The organism is Pseudonocardia sp. 2-7, from assembly GCF_056341085.1.
Window position 1 is genome coordinate 4117094 of the sequence record NZ_CP094507.1, and the last position, 14688, is coordinate 4131781.

The 14688-nt window shown below is 69.8% G+C and carries 16 protein-coding genes and 2 pseudogenes; 11 read left to right on the top strand and 7 right to left on the bottom strand.

Translation table 11 applies throughout. The features are described from left to right. Positions 1-76: 76 nt before the first annotated feature. From MTO91_RS19795 to MTO91_RS19810, 4 genes are all read right to left on the bottom strand, one after another. Positions 77-964: a hydroxymethylglutaryl-CoA lyase gene (locus MTO91_RS19795; RefSeq protein WP_476652240.1), complete on the bottom strand. Its 888-nt coding sequence runs from the start codon at positions 962-964 to the stop codon at positions 77-79. Positions 965-999: 35 nt separating this feature from the next. Beyond that, positions 1000-2175, bottom strand: a complete 1176-nt coding sequence (locus tag MTO91_RS19800; RefSeq protein WP_357439551.1) for an LLM class flavin-dependent oxidoreductase — start codon at positions 2173-2175, stop codon at positions 1000-1002. 96 nt (positions 2176-2271) lie between these two features. Further along, on the bottom strand, positions 2272-2718 hold the full coding sequence (locus tag MTO91_RS19805) for a flavin reductase family protein (RefSeq protein WP_357439553.1): 447 nt from the start codon (positions 2716-2718) through the stop codon (positions 2272-2274). 35 nt (positions 2719-2753) lie between these two features. Then, a complete protein-coding gene (locus MTO91_RS19810) occupies positions 2754-3512 on the bottom strand; it encodes an SDR family NAD(P)-dependent oxidoreductase (RefSeq protein WP_357439557.1) in 759 nt (252 codons plus the stop codon). 406 nt (positions 3513-3918) lie between these two features. Between MTO91_RS19810 and MTO91_RS19815 the strand changes: the two genes are divergently transcribed. The 5 genes from MTO91_RS19815 to MTO91_RS19835 all read left to right on the top strand — a co-directional run bounded on the left by MTO91_RS19815 (position 3919) and on the right by MTO91_RS19835 (position 7239). After that, positions 3919-4356, top strand: coding sequence for a GlcG/HbpS family heme-binding protein (locus MTO91_RS19815; protein WP_357439560.1), 438 nt, complete (start codon positions 3919-3921; stop codon positions 4354-4356). 128 nt (positions 4357-4484) lie between these two features. Continuing rightward, complete coding sequence (locus tag MTO91_RS19820; RefSeq protein ID WP_476652242.1) at positions 4485-5150, top strand: GntR family transcriptional regulator; 666 nt, start codon at positions 4485-4487, stop codon at positions 5148-5150. Then, the gene (locus MTO91_RS19825; protein WP_073577341.1) at positions 5150-6355 is read left to right on the top strand and encodes a CaiB/BaiF CoA transferase family protein; all 1206 of its coding nucleotides are present in this window, start codon (positions 5150-5152) and stop codon (positions 6353-6355) included. Before MTO91_RS19820 ends, MTO91_RS19825 begins: the two co-directional genes overlap by 1 nt. A gap of 61 nt (positions 6356-6416) precedes the next feature. Continuing rightward, positions 6417-6902, top strand: a complete 486-nt coding sequence (gene rraA, locus MTO91_RS19830) for a ribonuclease E activity regulator RraA (RefSeq protein WP_476652243.1) — start codon at positions 6417-6419, stop codon at positions 6900-6902. A 145-nt stretch (positions 6903-7047) separates the two neighbouring features. Further along, complete coding sequence (locus tag MTO91_RS19835; RefSeq protein WP_139282944.1) at positions 7048-7239, top strand: hypothetical protein; 192 nt, start codon at positions 7048-7050, stop codon at positions 7237-7239. A 113-nt stretch (positions 7240-7352) separates the two neighbouring features. On the opposite strand, the pseudogene MTO91_RS19840 reads toward MTO91_RS19835, so the two are convergent. Both MTO91_RS19840 and MTO91_RS19845 read right to left on the bottom strand, forming a co-directional pair. Continuing rightward, positions 7353-7532, bottom strand: a pseudogene (locus MTO91_RS19840) (hypothetical protein); the annotation flags it as partial. Next, positions 7483-8229 carry a transposase gene (locus MTO91_RS19845; RefSeq protein WP_476652245.1) on the bottom strand — a complete coding sequence of 249 codons (747 nt, stop codon included), beginning with the start codon at positions 8227-8229 and terminating at the stop codon, positions 7483-7485. The pseudogene MTO91_RS19840 and the gene MTO91_RS19845, both read right to left, overlap by 50 nt. On the opposite strand from MTO91_RS19845, the gene MTO91_RS19850 reads away from it, so the two are divergent. The 6 genes and pseudogenes from MTO91_RS19850 to MTO91_RS19875 all read left to right on the top strand — a co-directional run bounded on the left by MTO91_RS19850 (position 8156) and on the right by MTO91_RS19875 (position 13086). After that, positions 8156-9097, top strand: a complete 942-nt coding sequence (locus tag MTO91_RS19850) for a helix-turn-helix domain-containing protein (RefSeq protein WP_073577338.1) — start codon at positions 8156-8158, stop codon at positions 9095-9097. The genes MTO91_RS19845 and MTO91_RS19850 overlap by 74 nt on opposite strands. A gap of 112 nt (positions 9098-9209) precedes the next feature. Further along, on the top strand, positions 9210-10022 hold the full coding sequence (locus tag MTO91_RS19855) for a mycofactocin-coupled SDR family oxidoreductase (protein ID WP_476652246.1): 813 nt from the start codon (positions 9210-9212) through the stop codon (positions 10020-10022). Positions 10023-10035: 13 nt separating this feature from the next. After that, positions 10036-10152, top strand: a pseudogene (locus MTO91_RS19860) (SDR family mycofactocin-dependent oxidoreductase); the annotation flags it as partial. Positions 10153-10276: 124 nt separating this feature from the next. Next, positions 10277-11083, top strand: coding sequence for a mycofactocin-coupled SDR family oxidoreductase (locus MTO91_RS19865; protein WP_476652248.1), 807 nt, complete (start codon positions 10277-10279; stop codon positions 11081-11083). Next, positions 11080-12084, top strand: coding sequence for an AAA family ATPase (locus tag MTO91_RS19870; RefSeq protein ID WP_476652249.1), 1005 nt, complete (start codon positions 11080-11082; stop codon positions 12082-12084). The genes MTO91_RS19865 and MTO91_RS19870 overlap by 4 nt, the downstream gene beginning before the upstream one ends. A 150-nt stretch (positions 12085-12234) precedes the next feature. Next, the gene (locus MTO91_RS19875; protein WP_476652251.1) at positions 12235-13086 is read left to right on the top strand and encodes a vWA domain-containing protein; all 852 of its coding nucleotides are present in this window, start codon (positions 12235-12237) and stop codon (positions 13084-13086) included. Between the two features lie 78 nt (positions 13087-13164). Here the strand turns inward: MTO91_RS19875 and MTO91_RS19880 are convergent, their stop codons facing one another. Next, positions 13165-14679: an ISL3 family transposase gene (locus MTO91_RS19880; protein ID WP_476652252.1), complete on the bottom strand. Its 1515-nt coding sequence runs from the start codon at positions 14677-14679 to the stop codon at positions 13165-13167. Between the last annotated feature and the right edge of the window lie 9 nt (positions 14680-14688).

The following is a 14688-nucleotide window of genomic DNA, read 5'->3' on the forward strand; positions in this document are numbered from 1 at the left end:
TACTCGCGACCGTCCACGACGAACTGCCGCGCAGCGGCATACCTGTCCCAGGCGAAGCGACCCTGCTCGCCCCCTGTCATGAGAGGGCTGGTGGGAAGGAACCAGCGCGGTAAAGCTGGCCGGGCAGCTGACGGCCGAGGACGGTCTCCAGCCACTCGGCGACGCGGATGACCTCATCGAGGTCGATGCCGGTGTCCACGCCCTCATGGTCCAGCAGGTAGAGCAGATCTTCGGTCGCGATGTTCCCGGTGGCACGTGGCGCGAACGGGCAACCGCCGATGCCCCCGACCGAGGCGTCCAGAAGCGCTACCCCCTCGTCCAGGGCCGTGTAGGCATTGGCGTAGCCGGTGTTGCGTGTGTTGTGCAGATGCAGACCCAGCGGCGTGCCCAGGTGCCGCGCTCCACCGAGCAGGGCGCGGACCTGGCGCGGGACGCCGACGCCGATCGTGTCGGCGAAGACAATCTCGTCGGCGGTGGTGAGCTGCTCGGCGAGTCCGAGCACGATCGCCGGATCCACGGCTCCCTCGAAGGGGCAGCCGAACGACGCAGCCAGGGTGACCGTGGCCCGGCGACCGTCCTCGTGCGCGTCTGCGACGATCGCCCCTGCCTGCGCCAGCGACTCCGCCACCGAGTGACCCTGGTTGCGTCGGTTGAAGGTCTCGGTCACGCAGAACGCGATGTGGACCTCCTCGCACGAGGTTTCGCGGAGCCGCTGATAGCCGCGCTCGTTGAGCACCAATGCGGCCCGGCTCAGGGTCGGGCTCGGCTGCACCGCCGCGAGGACGTCCTCCGCGCCCGCCATCTGCGGCACGCGCTCGGGGTTGACAAAGCTCGCCGCCTCGACCCTGGGCACGCCGGTGCGGGCCATCCGGTTGGCGAGCTCGGCGCGGAGGGCAGGAGCGAGCACCTCCGGCTCGTTCTGCAGCCCATCACGCGGTCCGACCTCACAGATCGCCACAGCCATGCGCATTCTCCTCGCGGAAGGCAGGTCAGGGGACGTCAGTGACGCAGGCCGGCCTGCTTGAGCAGCGGCATGACGTTGTCTCCGAAGTAGTCCATCTCCTCGTGGTAGTCGAGCATCCCCATGATCATCCCGTTCATGCCGCCGGTGTTGTGGATGCGCAGCATCTCGTCGGCGACCTGCTCTGGGGTGCCGACGATCGGGTAGCCGCCCCACCCGGCGATGAACCGCTCCTGGTAGGACTCGATCTGCGAGGCGAACGACTGGCTCTGCATGCCGAGGACCTTCATCACGTTGTTGGCGCCCTCGCGGTCGCCCATGTCGACGATGTGCTGGAAGTCGCGCTTGGCCTCGTCCTCGGTGTCGCGACAGACGACCAGGCCGAAGGTCATGGTCTGGATCTCACGCTGGTGGTCCTCGCGGGCCATCGCCTTCAGCTGCGACGTGTATTTGTTCATCGTCTCGACGGTGTCCATCGCGGCGAAGTTGACGTCGACGTTGCGGGCCGAGAAGTCGATGCCCGACTTGGAGTTGCCGGCGTTGATCAGCGCAGGCCGCGGGGCCTGGTAGGGCTTCGGGTAGGACTCGACGTCGAGGCTGTGGAAGTCATCGGTGATGAAGTCGAACGAGCCCGGCTCGGTCCAGAGCTTGTTGACGAAATCGATCCACTGCTGGCCGTAGCCGTAGCGCTGGTCGTGCTCACGCTGCTCGGCGCCGAACATCTCCATCTCCGGGGTGAACCAACCCATGACGAGGTTGAGCCCGAACCGGCCGCGCGAGACGTGGTCGGCCGTGACCGCCATCTTCGCCGCCACGATGGGATGCACCGTCGGAAGGTGTGAGGTGGCGAAGATGCCGATGTTCTCGGTCTGAGCGGCGAGACCAGTCGCCCAGGTGTAGGTCTCGAAGCAGGTGCCATTGAAGTTGGTGGTGCTGCCGAACCCGCGCCAGCGCGCGACCGGCACCAGAGCCTCGAACCCGAGCCGGTCGGCCTTCTGCGCGACCTTGAGGGTGTGCTCCCAAGTCGGCTCGTAGGTCGTCTCGGCATGACTGATCGTCAGCCCGTTGGAGCAGTTGGTCCCGAACAGCCCGAGCTTGAGCGGCTGGTCGTTGAAGATCGGATGCGTGCTGCGGCCGTCAACCAGCGGTGTGCGATGGCTTTCTGGGCGCGGGGTGGCGGGGACGAGGCCCAGTTGTTCGGCTGCGCGGATCACGGGTACTCCCTAGAGGTCAAGTATCGAATGGATGGTTCGGCGAGGTGGACGCCCAGGTCAGGGATCAGGACCATTCCTCCTCGCGTACGGCGTCTCTCACAGTCCGTAGGCGCCGCGATGGAACAGCAGCGGAGCGCGGTCGGTGTCGGATCCGAGCCCGAGCACCAACGCGGCAACCAACGTGTGGTCGCCCGCGTCGTGCTCCGCCCACAACTCGCACTCGACCCAGGCCACGGCCCCAGCCAGGACGGGCGCGCCCCGGCGGCTCGGACGCCAGTCGATCCCGGCGAACTTGTCCGCACCCGACCGGGCAAAGGCATTCGACACGCCTTCCTGGTCGTCGGCGAGCACGTTGACGCAGAAGGTGCGCGCCGCGCGGGCTACAGGCCAGCTGCTCGATGTCCGCGCCGGGGCGAAGCTCACCAGCGGCGGCTCCAGGGACAGTGACGCGAACGACTGACAGGTGAAGCCGACCGGCCCCCGCGGACCGATCGCGGTGATCACCGTGACGCCCGAGCAGAAGTGGCCGAGCACGTCGCGCATCGACGTCGGGTCGACCGGGGACGGTGTGGGGGCCATCAGCGGGTGGAGTAGCCACCGTCGATGTTGAGGACGGCACCGGTCATGAACCCGGCGTCGTCGCTGGCCAACCACAGCGCCAGCGAGACGACCTCCTCCGGCCGGCCGAGGCGACCGGTGAGGTGCTCGTGATTCCAGGCCTGGAAGATCTCGTCCCGGTTGCTCATGTCCTTGGTGAAGTTGCGCGGCATCGGGGTGTCGACGACACCGGGACAGATCGCGTTGACTCGGATGTCGGGGGCGAACTCGACGGCCGCGACCCGGGAGAAGTGCGCGGCCGCGGCCTTCGCCGCTCCGTAGGCGCCCATGTTCTCGAACGCGACGACCCCGCCGATGGACGAAACGTTGATGATCGATCCCTTACGACCGGCCATCAGTGGCACGAAAGCCTTCGTCGTGAGGAAGATGCTCTTGGAATTGAGCCGCTCAACATCGGCCCACTCGTCCTCGGTGGTCTCCAGGATCGGCTTGCCCATGATGATCCCGGCGTTGTTGTAGAGCACGTCAACTGCTCCGAGCCCGTTCTTCGCGGTCGCGGCCAGCTCAGCCACGCTCGCCGACGAGGTCACGTCGACCTCGGCGGAGCGGTAGTCGAGGCCCTCTGCCTTCAGCCTGGACTCCAGCTCCTTGACCGCCCCACCGTTGAGGTCGGCGCCGAGCACCGTCGCCCCCTCCTCGCAGAACATGCGACAGGCGGCCTGTCCCATACCGCCGGCAGCACCGGTGATCACGACGTTCTTGCCGTCGAGCTTGCCCATCGTCGCCTCGAATCCTCGATGTCTGTGTCGGCCGTACCCCTGCCGCGGCCGGTGACGATGAGGCACCCGCAGCGACGCGGCATCTGTATGCAACTACGCTCCAACTGTGGTGTCAAGCACCACTTCCGCACGCGCCAAGACAGCCAACGTGCACACAGTTCAGCCGCACTGGCAGAGACTGGCTGACTGGCAGCAGAATCCGCACCCAGCAACTGAAACCGCACTGACCAGTATGTACGTGGGCCAAGAGCGCTCTTCGGTGTCAGTCAAGGGCGCTTCGCCTGTCGGAACCACCCCACAGGACGCATACATACATGCGATCATCACTCTGTACTTGACAGATCACCGGTGACTCGATTGTATGCATCGTCCCTAGTCGGTCCGGAACAGACAAGGAGCCCCACCCATGAGCAGCACCTACAACCGGCCGTCCATCACGCTGGAGCTGGCCCAGGCGATCGTGCGCGAGGCCGTGGCCCAGGCAGCAGCCGACGGAGGCGCCTACGTCGTGTCCGTCGTCGACGAGTCCGGCGTCCAGAAGGCCTTCGCGCGCATGGACGGGGCCCCGCTCCTCTCGGTGCAGGTCGCCCATGACAAGGCCTACACCGCCGCAGGTTTCAGCATGCCGACCGACGGCTGGTTCGACTTCATCAAGGGTGACGAGCCCCTGCGCGTTGGAGCCCCGACCGGAATCGACAGGCTCGTGGCCTTCGGAGGTGGCTACCCGATCACCGTCGACGGCGCTGTCATCGGCGGGATCGGGGTGAGCGGCGGGCACTACTCGCAGGACATGGCCATCGCCCAGGCCGGGCTGCGGGCAGTGGACGCCGCGACCGCGGGCTGAGCAACGGGTGGCCCGGTTGCCGGGCCACCCCGGCACAGTGCTGAGGTTTCGCAGGACGGCGATCGCCCCGCCATCGCGCCGTCCGAGCGAGCCGACGGCCACCAGCCCACCACCGAAACGAGGGGACCATGGCAGCTGCCACCGAGCAGGCCGCGACGCAGCTACGCCGATTGATCTTGGACGGCACCCTCGAGCCAGGGGCCAGGCTGCAGGAGGTCGAGCTCGCGGCACAGCTCGGCGTGAGCCGCACCCCCGTTCGTGAGGCGCTCCGGACTCTGTCGTCGTACGGCCTCGTTGAAATCCTGCCCAACCGCGGCGCCCGCGTCGCCCGTTGGTCGGTGGCCGACCTCGAGGAGATCTACCAGCTGCGGATCATGCTGGAAAGCCACGCCGCGGGACGGGCCGCCGAACGCATCGGCGGTCAGGACAACGACCATCTCACCGAGCTGTGCGAGCAGATGGAGGCCTGCGCGCGGCGCGGCGGCCGACACGACCTGCACACGCTCAGCGAGCTCAACGCCCGCTTCCACAGCATCATCATCGACGGCGCCGACAGCCCCCGGCTGGCCACCATGCTCGCCTCCGTCGTGCAGGTCCCGCTCGTCGTGCGGACCTTCGCGCGCTACACCCCCGAAGCGCTCGACCGCAGCATGGGCCACCACCGCGAGCTGACAGCCGCTCTGCGCGCCGGCGTGCCCGACTGGGCCGCCTCCGTCATGCGATCCCACATCATCGCCGCCCGTGCGGTCCTCATGGACTCCACGGTCGCGGCGGATCCCGAAGGAGGTACCTGATGCCCACAGAGCCCCCCGCGGGCGCGCTGGCAGGCACTCGCGTCGTCGAGATGGGCCAGCTGATCGCCGGACCCTTCTGCGGGCAGCTTCTCGGGGACATGGGAGCCGACGTCGTCAAAGTCGAGTCGCCCGAGGTCGGCGACCCAATGCGGCTGTGGGGCGTGTCCAACGCCGACGGTGACTCCCTCACCTGGCCCGTGATCGCCCGCAACAAGAAATCGATCACCCTGAACCTGCGGGTGCAGCCGGGGCAGCAGATCGCCCAACAACTGCTCGACCAGGCCGACATCCTGATCGAAAACTTCCGACCCGGAACGCTCGAACGCTGGAACCTCTCCCCGGAACGTCTATGGGAGACCAACCCGGGCCTGATCATCGTGCGAGTCACAGGATTCGGTCAGACCGGTCCCTACGCTCCCCGCGCCGGCTACGGCTCGATCGGCGAGGCGATGGGCGGCCTTCGCTACCTGACCGGGGAACCGGACCGACCGCCGGCGCGCGCCGGCATCAGCATCGGCGACTCCCTGGCCGGCACCTACGCCGCACTCGGCGCCGTCGCCGCACTCAACGCGAGAACCACGACCGGACGCGGGCAGATCGTGGACTCGGCGATCTACGAGGCGGTGCTGGCGATGATGGAGGCCTCGGTGACCGAATGGGACGCCATCGGGCACCAGCGCGAACGCACCGGCGCGATCCTGCCCCACATCGCGCCCAGCAACGTCTACCCCACCGCCGACGCCAGCAGCATCCTCATCGCCGCCAACCAGGACACCGTTTTCCGGCGCCTGGCCGCCGTCATGGGCCGGCCCGAACTCGCCACCGACGACCGCTACGCCAGCCACCACGCGCGCGGCGAACGTCAATCTGAGCTCGACGACCTGATCGCCGACTGGTCGGCCGAGCACACCGCCGACGTCCTCCTCGACATGCTGCACGAGGGCGGCGTTCCCGCCGGCCGCGTCTACCGGTCCGAGGACATGTTCGCCGACGAGCACTTCGCCGCCCGGAACGCGATCGTGCGGGCCCACAACAGCCGTGGCCACGAGTTCGCCATGCAAAACGTCGCCCCGCGCCTGTCCGCGACCCCTGGCGGAGTCCGATGGACCGGGCCCGAGCTCGGCGAACACACCGACGACGTGCTCGCGAGCCTCGGATACGACGCCGCCGAAATCGAGCGGCTGCGCGACGACTCCGTCGTCTAGGACCGACCCGTCCCACCGCCCGCGACGCGGAACCACCACGTACCGGAAGGCCTATCACCAGATGGACACCGCCGACCGGATGGATGCCCAAGGCGACATCCTCGATAGCTGTGATCTGCAGTTCCGCCAGTACGGCCGACGCACGGAGTTCGACGGACCGATCCGCACCCTGCGCTGTCACAACGACGTCGGGCTCCTCCGGGAACTGCTGGCCCGGCCTGGCGACGGAGCGGTCCTCGCCGTCGATGGCGGCTGCTCGTTGCGCTACGCGCTATTCGGTGACGTGCTCGCCGACCGCGCAGTGCAGAACGGATGGACAGGTCTGGTCATCGCCGGCGCCGTACGCGACACCCGCACACTGGCAACGATCGACCTGGGGATCAAGGCGCTCGGATCGAATCCGCGCCGCGGTGCGTTCGACGGCACGGGAGAGATCGACATTCCTGTCAGCTTCGGAGGTGCAACTTTCGTACCGGGACAACACTTGTGGAGCGACAACGACGGGGTGATCGTCACCCGTCCCGGCAGGCTCGCCGGGACGCCGTGAGGGGCGAGCCCGACTGTACGAGCACCAGCCTTGCCCCTGTTGGAGCCGATCTGACGGCGCTGTCATCTTGGTGGCGCGCCAGCGCTGTCGTTCTACCGCCGTCCCACAGCGGGACGGCGACGAGCGCGAGGAGGAGCTGCGGCCGGTGAACGCGGACGACCCGATGGGGACGTTGCTGGCCTCGCCGGGCGTAGTCCACGACGAGCGCACCGGTGAGGTGGCGGCGACCCTGACGCTTGCGCTTAGCCGCGACATCTGGGCGGCCGATCCGCATCGGGGCGCAGAGCTGGTCAGCGTGCTGGTCTCCGCCATGCTGGGGCGCGGCTGGGGGTATTGACCGAGACTCATCCGAGCGCGGTCCGCGCCCTCCCGCGCCCGCCCGGCTGGTCGGTGCTCGCGCAAGTGACGGCGGATCGCCCGCGAGGAGTAGGCCTTGTCGGCGCGGACTCGCTCGGGGCGGGTCCGCGGCCGGCCCGGGCCGACACGGTCGATGTGCAGGTGCGACATCAGGTACGTGAACATCGGGGCGTCGCCGGCCTGGCCGGGTCCGACGAGTACGACCAGCGGACGGCCGTGTCCGTCAACGAGCTGGTGGATCTTCGTGGTCAGGCCGCCGCGGGAACGACCCACGGCGTGATCGGGCGGCTCGATGCGCAGATTCTTGTAGTTCGATCCTGCCCCCTGTGTCCCGGGACAGGGTCGCGGCGTGCTGATGGGCGCGAATGATCGACGAGTCGACGCTGACCACCCAGCCGACCAGGCCGGCGGAGTCGGCATCGGCCAACAGAGCAGCGAGAATGTGATCCCAGGTGCCGTCACCGCTGTAGCGGCGGTGACGCTTCCACAGGGTCTGCCACGGACCGAACTCGACCGGGACATCACGCCAGGCCAGCCCGCACCGGAACCGGTAGATGATCCCCTCCACCACTCTGCGGTGATCAGCGAACGGGCGTCCTGGCATCCCCGTCGAGCAATGCTTGAGACCTGTGGATGACCGGGGAGGGGTCGTACCCTCCCGGTGATCTTGACGGTCCTCAAGCAAGGCCGGCGCGCCAACGCCGGTCGGAAGGGTACGACCCGTGCTCCACTGTAGTTCCCGAACCCGACGGCGGCGACGTCGAGACCCTCGAGGAACTCCCGAGCTGAGCGCCCGCGCCGGCGGGGTCCACCGTTCGCTCGACGGCCGGGATCGCGGCGGTTGGTGGCACGATGGGAGGCACCCCGACCCCGGCCGTGCGAGGTGGTTGATGGCAGTGCGACTCTCAACCTCCGACGTCGACGGCCACGACGGCTTCGCGTACTGGCGCGACGCCATCTGCCGACACATCGTCGAGCTGACCGCGAACGCCGCCGGGCCGTCGTCCGACCGGTTCGTGGGAGAGATCGTGCGCAGCATCGTCGACCGGCTGCACGTGGACACGGTCACCGCCGACGCGCACGAGGTCGCCCGCACGGCCCGGCTGATCAGCCGCGCCGACACCGATGACCTGTTCCTCACCCTACTCGTGCAGGGCGAGGGGGTGTTCGAGCAGGACGAACGGCGCGCGGTGCTCGACCGGCCCGGTGACTTCGTGCTGCTCGACAGCGCCCGTCCGTACCGCGGCCGCCTCGGTGACCGGTCCCGGCAGATCGTGGTGCGCGTGCCCCGCGACCAGCTGGGCGCGTGGCTGCCGGGGTTCGCCGGGGCCACCGGCGTCACCGTCACCGGGACCAGCGGCGTCGGTGCGCTCGCCTCCGGGCTCCTGCGGTCCCTTCCGCTCTATGGTGAGAAGACCGAATCGGTGGCACCGGTCAGCGGATCCGTCCTCGACCTGGTGGCCGCAGCCCTGCACGACCGGGTCGGCGGCGATGTCGAGGGCCGGTCCGTCCGCGCGGTGCACCTGGCCCGGGCACGGAGCTTCATCCGCGGTCACCTGTCCGATCCGGAGCTCACGCCCGCCGTCATCGCCGACGGCATCAACATCTCGCAGCGCTATCTCTACGCGCTCCTGGAGGCCGACGGCACGTCCCCGGGGCGGTGGCTGCTCGAGGAGCGGCTCGGCCGGGCGCACGCGTTGCTGGTCGACACCCGCTGGGCGCGCCGCACGATCTCCGAGATCGCTCTCGCCGTCGGTTTCAGCCACGCGTCGCACTTCACCCGCGCCTTCAAGGTGCGCTACGGGATCACCCCGCGGGAACGACGCGCCCGCAGCTGACTCCTCCGCCGGCTGTGCGGCCTCGTGCAAGAGCGCGTGCGGGCACGGTCAAGATCCGCATGTCGGCCGCTCGTACCTTCAGCTGCACAGGACAGCTCAAGGAGGAGCCGACATGGCCGGACGGTTGGCAGGCAAGGTCGCGCTGGTCACCGGCGCAGCGCGGGGGCAGGGCCGGTCGCACGCGGTGCGCCTGGCGGAGGAGGGCGCGGACGTCATCGCGCTGGACGCCTGCCAGGACATGCGCACGGTGCCCTACGCGCTGGGCACGGCCGACGACCTCGCGCAGACGGTGAAGCTGGTCGAGGACCTGGACCGCCGCATCATCGCCCGGCAGGCCGACGTCCGAGACATGGCGGCGATGCAGGCCGTGGTGGATGAGGGCGTCGCCGAGTTCGGCCGCCTCGACATCGTCTGCGGCAACGCCGGCGTCGTCTCCTACGTCGAGAACGCCTGGGACATGACCGAGGACGTCTGGGACGAGACGATCGACATCGACCTGTCCGGCGTCTGGAAGACCTGCAAGGCGGCGATCCCCGCGATGATCGCGGCTGGCAACGGCGGCTCGATCGTGCTCACCAGCTCGACCGCCGGCATGAAGGGCTTCGTGCAGATCGCGCACTACGCCGCGGCCAAGCACGGTGTGGTCGGGTTGATGCGGTCGCTGGCCCTGGAGCTGGCGAAGTACTCGATCCGGGTCAATGCGGTGCACCCGACCGGCGTCAACACCCCGCTGGTCACCAACGACTTCATGCAGAAGTGGTTCACCGAGCACTCCGAGATGCTCGAGGCCCTGAAGAACCCGCTGCCGGTGGAGATGATCGAGCCCGTCGACGTCTCCAACGCCGTCGTCTGGCTGTCCTCGGAGGAGGCGCGCTACGTCACCGGCGCGCAGATCCCGGTCGACGCCGGCTTCAACCAGAAGTAGGGGGCCGCAGACCATGGCCGGACGTGTGACGGGCAAGGTCGCGTTCATCACCGGCGCGGCGCGGGGGCAGGGCCGCTCGCACGCGCTGCGCCTCGCCGAGGAGGGCGCGGACATCATCGCGCTCGACATCTGGTCGAAGCGGGCGGGGCGATCATCCTCACCAGCTCGACGGCCGGGATCAAGGGGTTCGACAACCTCGGCATGACGCAGAAGTAAGCACGAGCAAGACCACCATCCACGAGAGGAGCCGCGCCATGGGGCGTGTGCAGGGCAAAGTCGCGTTCATCACCGGAGCCGCCCGGGGCCAGGGCCGCAGCCACGCGGTCCGGCTGGCCGAGGAGGGCGCCGACATCATCGCCGTCGACGCCTGCCAGGACTTCGACACGGTCGGCTACGCGATGGCCACCGAGGCGGACCTCGCCGACACGGTCAAGGCCGTCGAGGCGCTGGACCGCCGGATCGTGGCGGTCAAGGCCGACGTCCGCGACGCCGCGGCGCTCAAGGCCGCCGTCGACGAGGGTGTGGCCCAGCTGGGCCGGCTCGACATCGTCTCCGCCAACGCCGGCATCTGCACGGTGCAGAAGTGGGACGAGGTGACCCCGCAGATCTGGGCGGACACCCTCGACGTCAACCTGACCGGTGTCTGGCACACCTGTGTGGCGACCATCCCGCACCTGCTGACGGCGGGCGGCGGCTCGATCGTCATCACCAGCTCGACGTCGGGCATCAAGGGGCAGCCGTGGCTCGCCCCCTACGTCGCCGCCAAGCACGGGATCGTGGGCGTGATGCGCTCGCTGGCCAACGAGCTCGCCGAGCACGACATCCGTGTCAACACGATCCACCCCGCCGGCGTGGACACCCCGCTGGTGGCGGGGCTGGGCGGGATGAACCAGTTCATCGAGCAGAGTCCGACGATGGGCCCGATCTTCATGAACACGATGCCGGTCGAGGTCGTCGACCCGGTCGACATCAGCAACGCGCTGCTCTACCTGGCGTCGGACGAGGCCCGCTACGTCACCGGACTGGAGATGAAGGTCGACGCGGGCTGCACGATCCGATGACGCTGCACGAGACGGCGATCAACGGATCCGTCCCCGACACCGCCATCACCGGCAGCCGGGTCACCGGCGCCGACGGCGGGTCCGTGCGCCGGGTCCGGGCGAGGGTCGCTCGGCATCTGGTCGGCCGCGAGCGGGAACTGGATCTCCTGCTCGCGGCCGTCGCCGCCGGTCGCGACGTCCTGCTGGAGGGCCCGCCCGGTACATCCAAGTCGACGCTGCTGCGGGCGATCACGACGGAGTGGGGCATCCCGCTGTTGTTCGTCGAGGGCAACGCGGACCTCACCCCGACCCGCCTGGTGGGCCACCACAACCCCGCGCGGGTGTTGCGGGAGGACTACACCGCGGACAACTTCGTGCCGGGACCCCTGGTGGAGGCGATGCGCAGCGGCGGGTTCCTCTACGTCGAGGAGTTCAACCGGGCGCCGGAGGACACGCTCAACACGCTGCTCACCGCGATGGCCGAGCGCCGGATCGCGGTGCCGCGGGTGGGCACGGTGGAGGCGGCGCCCACGTTCCGGGTGGTGGCGTCGATGAACCCCTACGACACCATCGGCACCACCCGGCTCTCCACCTCGGTGCACGACCGGATCTGCCGGATGGCGATCGACTACCAGGACGCCGAGGCCGAGCGGGGCATCGTCACCCGCCGCGCCGCGATCTCCTCGGCCCGGCTCGTGGCCGACGCCGTGGCGTTGACGCGGGCCACCCGCGAGCGCGACGACGTCCGCCAGGGCAGCAGCGTGCGTGGCGCCATCGACGTCGCCCTGATCGCGGCGCAGCTCGCGGCGATGCGCGACGTGGCCCTGCCCGAGCAGCCCTCGGTGGCGCCGCCTCGGGATCTCCCGCCGGACTACACCGCGCTCGTCAAGGACGCGATGCTCCTCGCGCTGTCCGGACGCATCCAGCTCGACGAGACCGTGGAGGCCACCCCCGAGCAGGTGCTCCACGAGATCTGGGAGGACCACTTCCTGCTGCTGCCCGCGGCGGCGGAACCCGGTTGAAGAGCGGTCGAGGCCGACTCACCGCTGACCCGCCGAGACCGCCCCGGTTCGGGTCGCCGCACCCGTGCGCTGCGGCCGCTGCGGCGTCGTCCCAAGCAGCTCGACGAGGAGCCCTCACTCTTCCGGCCCTCGGCCGGTGGTGGCGGGCTGGTGCTGTCGTCCGGTGACCGGCGGCGCTCCGCGGCCCGCCCGGCGCGGGCGGGTGTCACCGCTCCGGGGGAGTCCGACGAGGACGCCGACCTGATCGCGCTCGCGGAGCTCACCGAGTCCTCGCAGGCCGACCTGCTCGCTCGGGCTCGGGCTCGGCAGATCGCCCGGACCCTCGCGGTGGCGCGCCCACCCCGCGACCGACGGGCGCGGCGCGGCGTCGGGGAGCTCACCAGACTGCGTTGGTCCGGGGGCTCTGACGAGCTGGACCTTGAGCGCACCCTGGAGTCCGTGGCAGGCACCGCCGTGATCACCGAGGACGACGTGTGGGTCCGGGAACGGGTCCGCACGCGCCGCTCGGTGGTGCTCGTCGTCGACGTCTCCGGGTCGATGAAGGGCGAACGGGTGCGTACCGCGGCGGCCACCGTCGGCGCGCTGGCCGCGGAGCTGGGTCGGGACTCGCTCGCGGTCGTGGCGTTCTGGTCCGACGCCGCCGTGCTCGTCCGCCCGGGCGAGCAGCTGGAGCCGCTGGCCGTGCTCGACCTGCTGCTGCGGGTGCCCACCCGGGGCCTGACGAACGTGGCGTTCGCGCTGCAGGTCGCAAGCCGTCAGCTCGCCGGGGTGCCGCCGCGCGACGCCCGGGTGTTGCTGCTGTCGGACTGCGTGCACAACGCCGGCCCGGACCCGCGCCTCACCGCCGCCCGCCTGCCCCGTCTCGACGTCCTGCTCGACACCTCGGGGGAGGACGACGTCGACCTCGGTCGCGACCTCGCCCGCCTCGGGCGCGGACGGTGCCGGCTGGTGCGCGATCATCGTGACGTCGCGGCGGCCCTCACGACGATCTTCACCGACTGAGGCGGATCATTCATGCGAGAGACGAACGTGGGGACTGTAAGAACATCGGCTCTGGCGCAGATTGGGTGGTGAGCCGAGTCAGCTGAGCAGGATCCGCTGCCGGAGCAGCGGGAACCCGGCCCGGCCATACATCTGCCGCTTGAGGAGCTTGACCTTTGTGTTCGCTCCTTCGATCGGGCCGTTGCTGTAGGGCAGGGTCAAGCCCGCCAGGACGGCCGGCAGGTCCTTGCGCAGGCCGCGCACGAACGCGTGCAACGGTGTCAGGTCGCTGCTTTCGACTGCGGTCATCCAAGGGCGCACCTCGGCGCCGCGCCGCTGGGTGAGCAGGTTCGCGAAGCCACGGACGTGCTCGACCAGCGCGGTGAGCTGCGGGCATGCCGCGAGCAGGTCGTCGAGGTGGGTGCGGTCATCGTCGGACAGGTCAGCGGGCCGGGTCATGATCCACGAGACCAGCCGGCGTGGCGCGGGCACCGGCCGCTCGGTGCGGGCCCGGCCCTGGTTGAGGTAGCGGACCAGCAGGTTCGCGCTGCCGGTGTAGCCGCGCTCGCGGATCTCGGCCAACAGCTGGGTGGTCGCCACGTTCGGGTTCGCGGCCAGCCGACGTCGTAGGTGATCGCGGTGCGGGTCGACGAGGGTGGTCCCGTAGCGGGGTGGCCGGATCAGCTCCTCGGCCCGCGCGGCGCGGGCGTAGCGCTTGATCGTGTTGAGCGACCAGCCCAGCCGTCGCGAGCACTCGAGTAGCCCCACGCCCTGATCGAGCAGGGCGTGGACCGCGGCGTGGCGGGCCCGTGTCCGTTGCGCGAGCGCCGGCTCCCGCAGTGTGCTTGTCGCGCCGGCCGCAGCGGGTCGCCAGCACGCGGTGTGGGCGATCACGACCTTCTCCACTGCGCATCCGAGGCCGTGCCACAGGTGCCACCGGTCGCTGACCTGCACCGCCTCCGGTGCGCCGGCGGTGATCGCTTCGGCGTAGCTGGCCGACCCGTCCCGGCATACTGCCGTGATCCCCGGCCGGTCGCGTAGCCACGCCGAGAGGGTCGCGGCTCGCCGGTCGGGGAGAACGTCGATCCGGCGGTGGGTGATCGGATCGATCACCATGGTCATGTAGCGGCGCCCGCGGCGCAGTGCGACATCGTCGACGCTGAGCACCGAGGGCACCGGCAGGGTCGGTAGCGGGAGCGCCATCAGCGCGCGCAGCAGACTCGACCGGGAGACCGTCACGCCGAGCGTGGCCAGCAGGGCGGCACCAGCTCGTCCGGCCAGCGTGATCGCGACCTGCCCGATCGTGGCCGCCAGCCGTAGGGTGCGGCGGGCGTATCGGCTGGCCAGGGCAGGGATCTGCTCGCGGAAGGTCCGCTGCGGGCACTCCACGTCGGTGCAGAGCAGCCGGCGGACCCGCAGATCCATCACGGCCGGGCGTCCTCCGACCGGAAGGTCGGCCAGTCGGCGCAGGTGCCAGGCGTGCACCCGGCGTGACTCGGTGCCGCATCGCGGGCACGGCGCCGAGGACATAGCGCTGCGTGCGGTGATCCGTAAGACAGAACCGGTGGCGACGACATCCTCGACGACCAGGGACGACAACCCGGGGAACAACACGCTCTCAAG

Bases quoted from the DNA above. Each gene is read 5' to 3' on its own strand.
- MTO91_RS19810 (WP_357439557.1), bottom strand. From the start codon at position 3,512: ATGGGCAAGCTCGACGGCAAGAACGTCGTGATCACCGGTGCTGCCGGC.
- rraA (WP_476652243.1), top strand. From the start codon at position 6,417: ATGGACACCGCCGACCGGATGGATGCCCAAGGCGACATCCTCGATAGC.
- MTO91_RS19820 (WP_476652242.1), top strand. From the start codon at position 4,485: ATGGCAGCTGCCACCGAGCAGGCCGCGACGCAGCTACGCCGATTGATC.
- MTO91_RS19845 (WP_476652245.1), bottom strand. From the start codon at position 8,229: ATGTGTCGGCAGATGGCGTCGCGCCAGTACGCGAAGCCGTCGTGGCCG.
- MTO91_RS19870 (WP_476652249.1), top strand. From the start codon at position 11,080: ATGACGCTGCACGAGACGGCGATCAACGGATCCGTCCCCGACACCGCC.
- MTO91_RS19855 (WP_476652246.1), top strand. From the start codon at position 9,210: ATGGCCGGACGGTTGGCAGGCAAGGTCGCGCTGGTCACCGGCGCAGCG.
- MTO91_RS19815 (WP_357439560.1), top strand. From the start codon at position 3,919: ATGAGCAGCACCTACAACCGGCCGTCCATCACGCTGGAGCTGGCCCAG.
- MTO91_RS19805 (WP_357439553.1), bottom strand. From the start codon at position 2,718: ATGCGCGACGTGCTCGGCCACTTCTGCTCGGGCGTCACGGTGATCACC.
- MTO91_RS19865 (WP_476652248.1), top strand. From the start codon at position 10,277: ATGGGGCGTGTGCAGGGCAAAGTCGCGTTCATCACCGGAGCCGCCCGG.
- MTO91_RS19825 (WP_073577341.1), top strand. From the start codon at position 5,150: ATGCCCACAGAGCCCCCCGCGGGCGCGCTGGCAGGCACTCGCGTCGTC.
- MTO91_RS19795 (WP_476652240.1), bottom strand. From the start codon at position 964: ATGGCTGTGGCGATCTGTGAGGTCGGACCGCGTGATGGGCTGCAGAAC.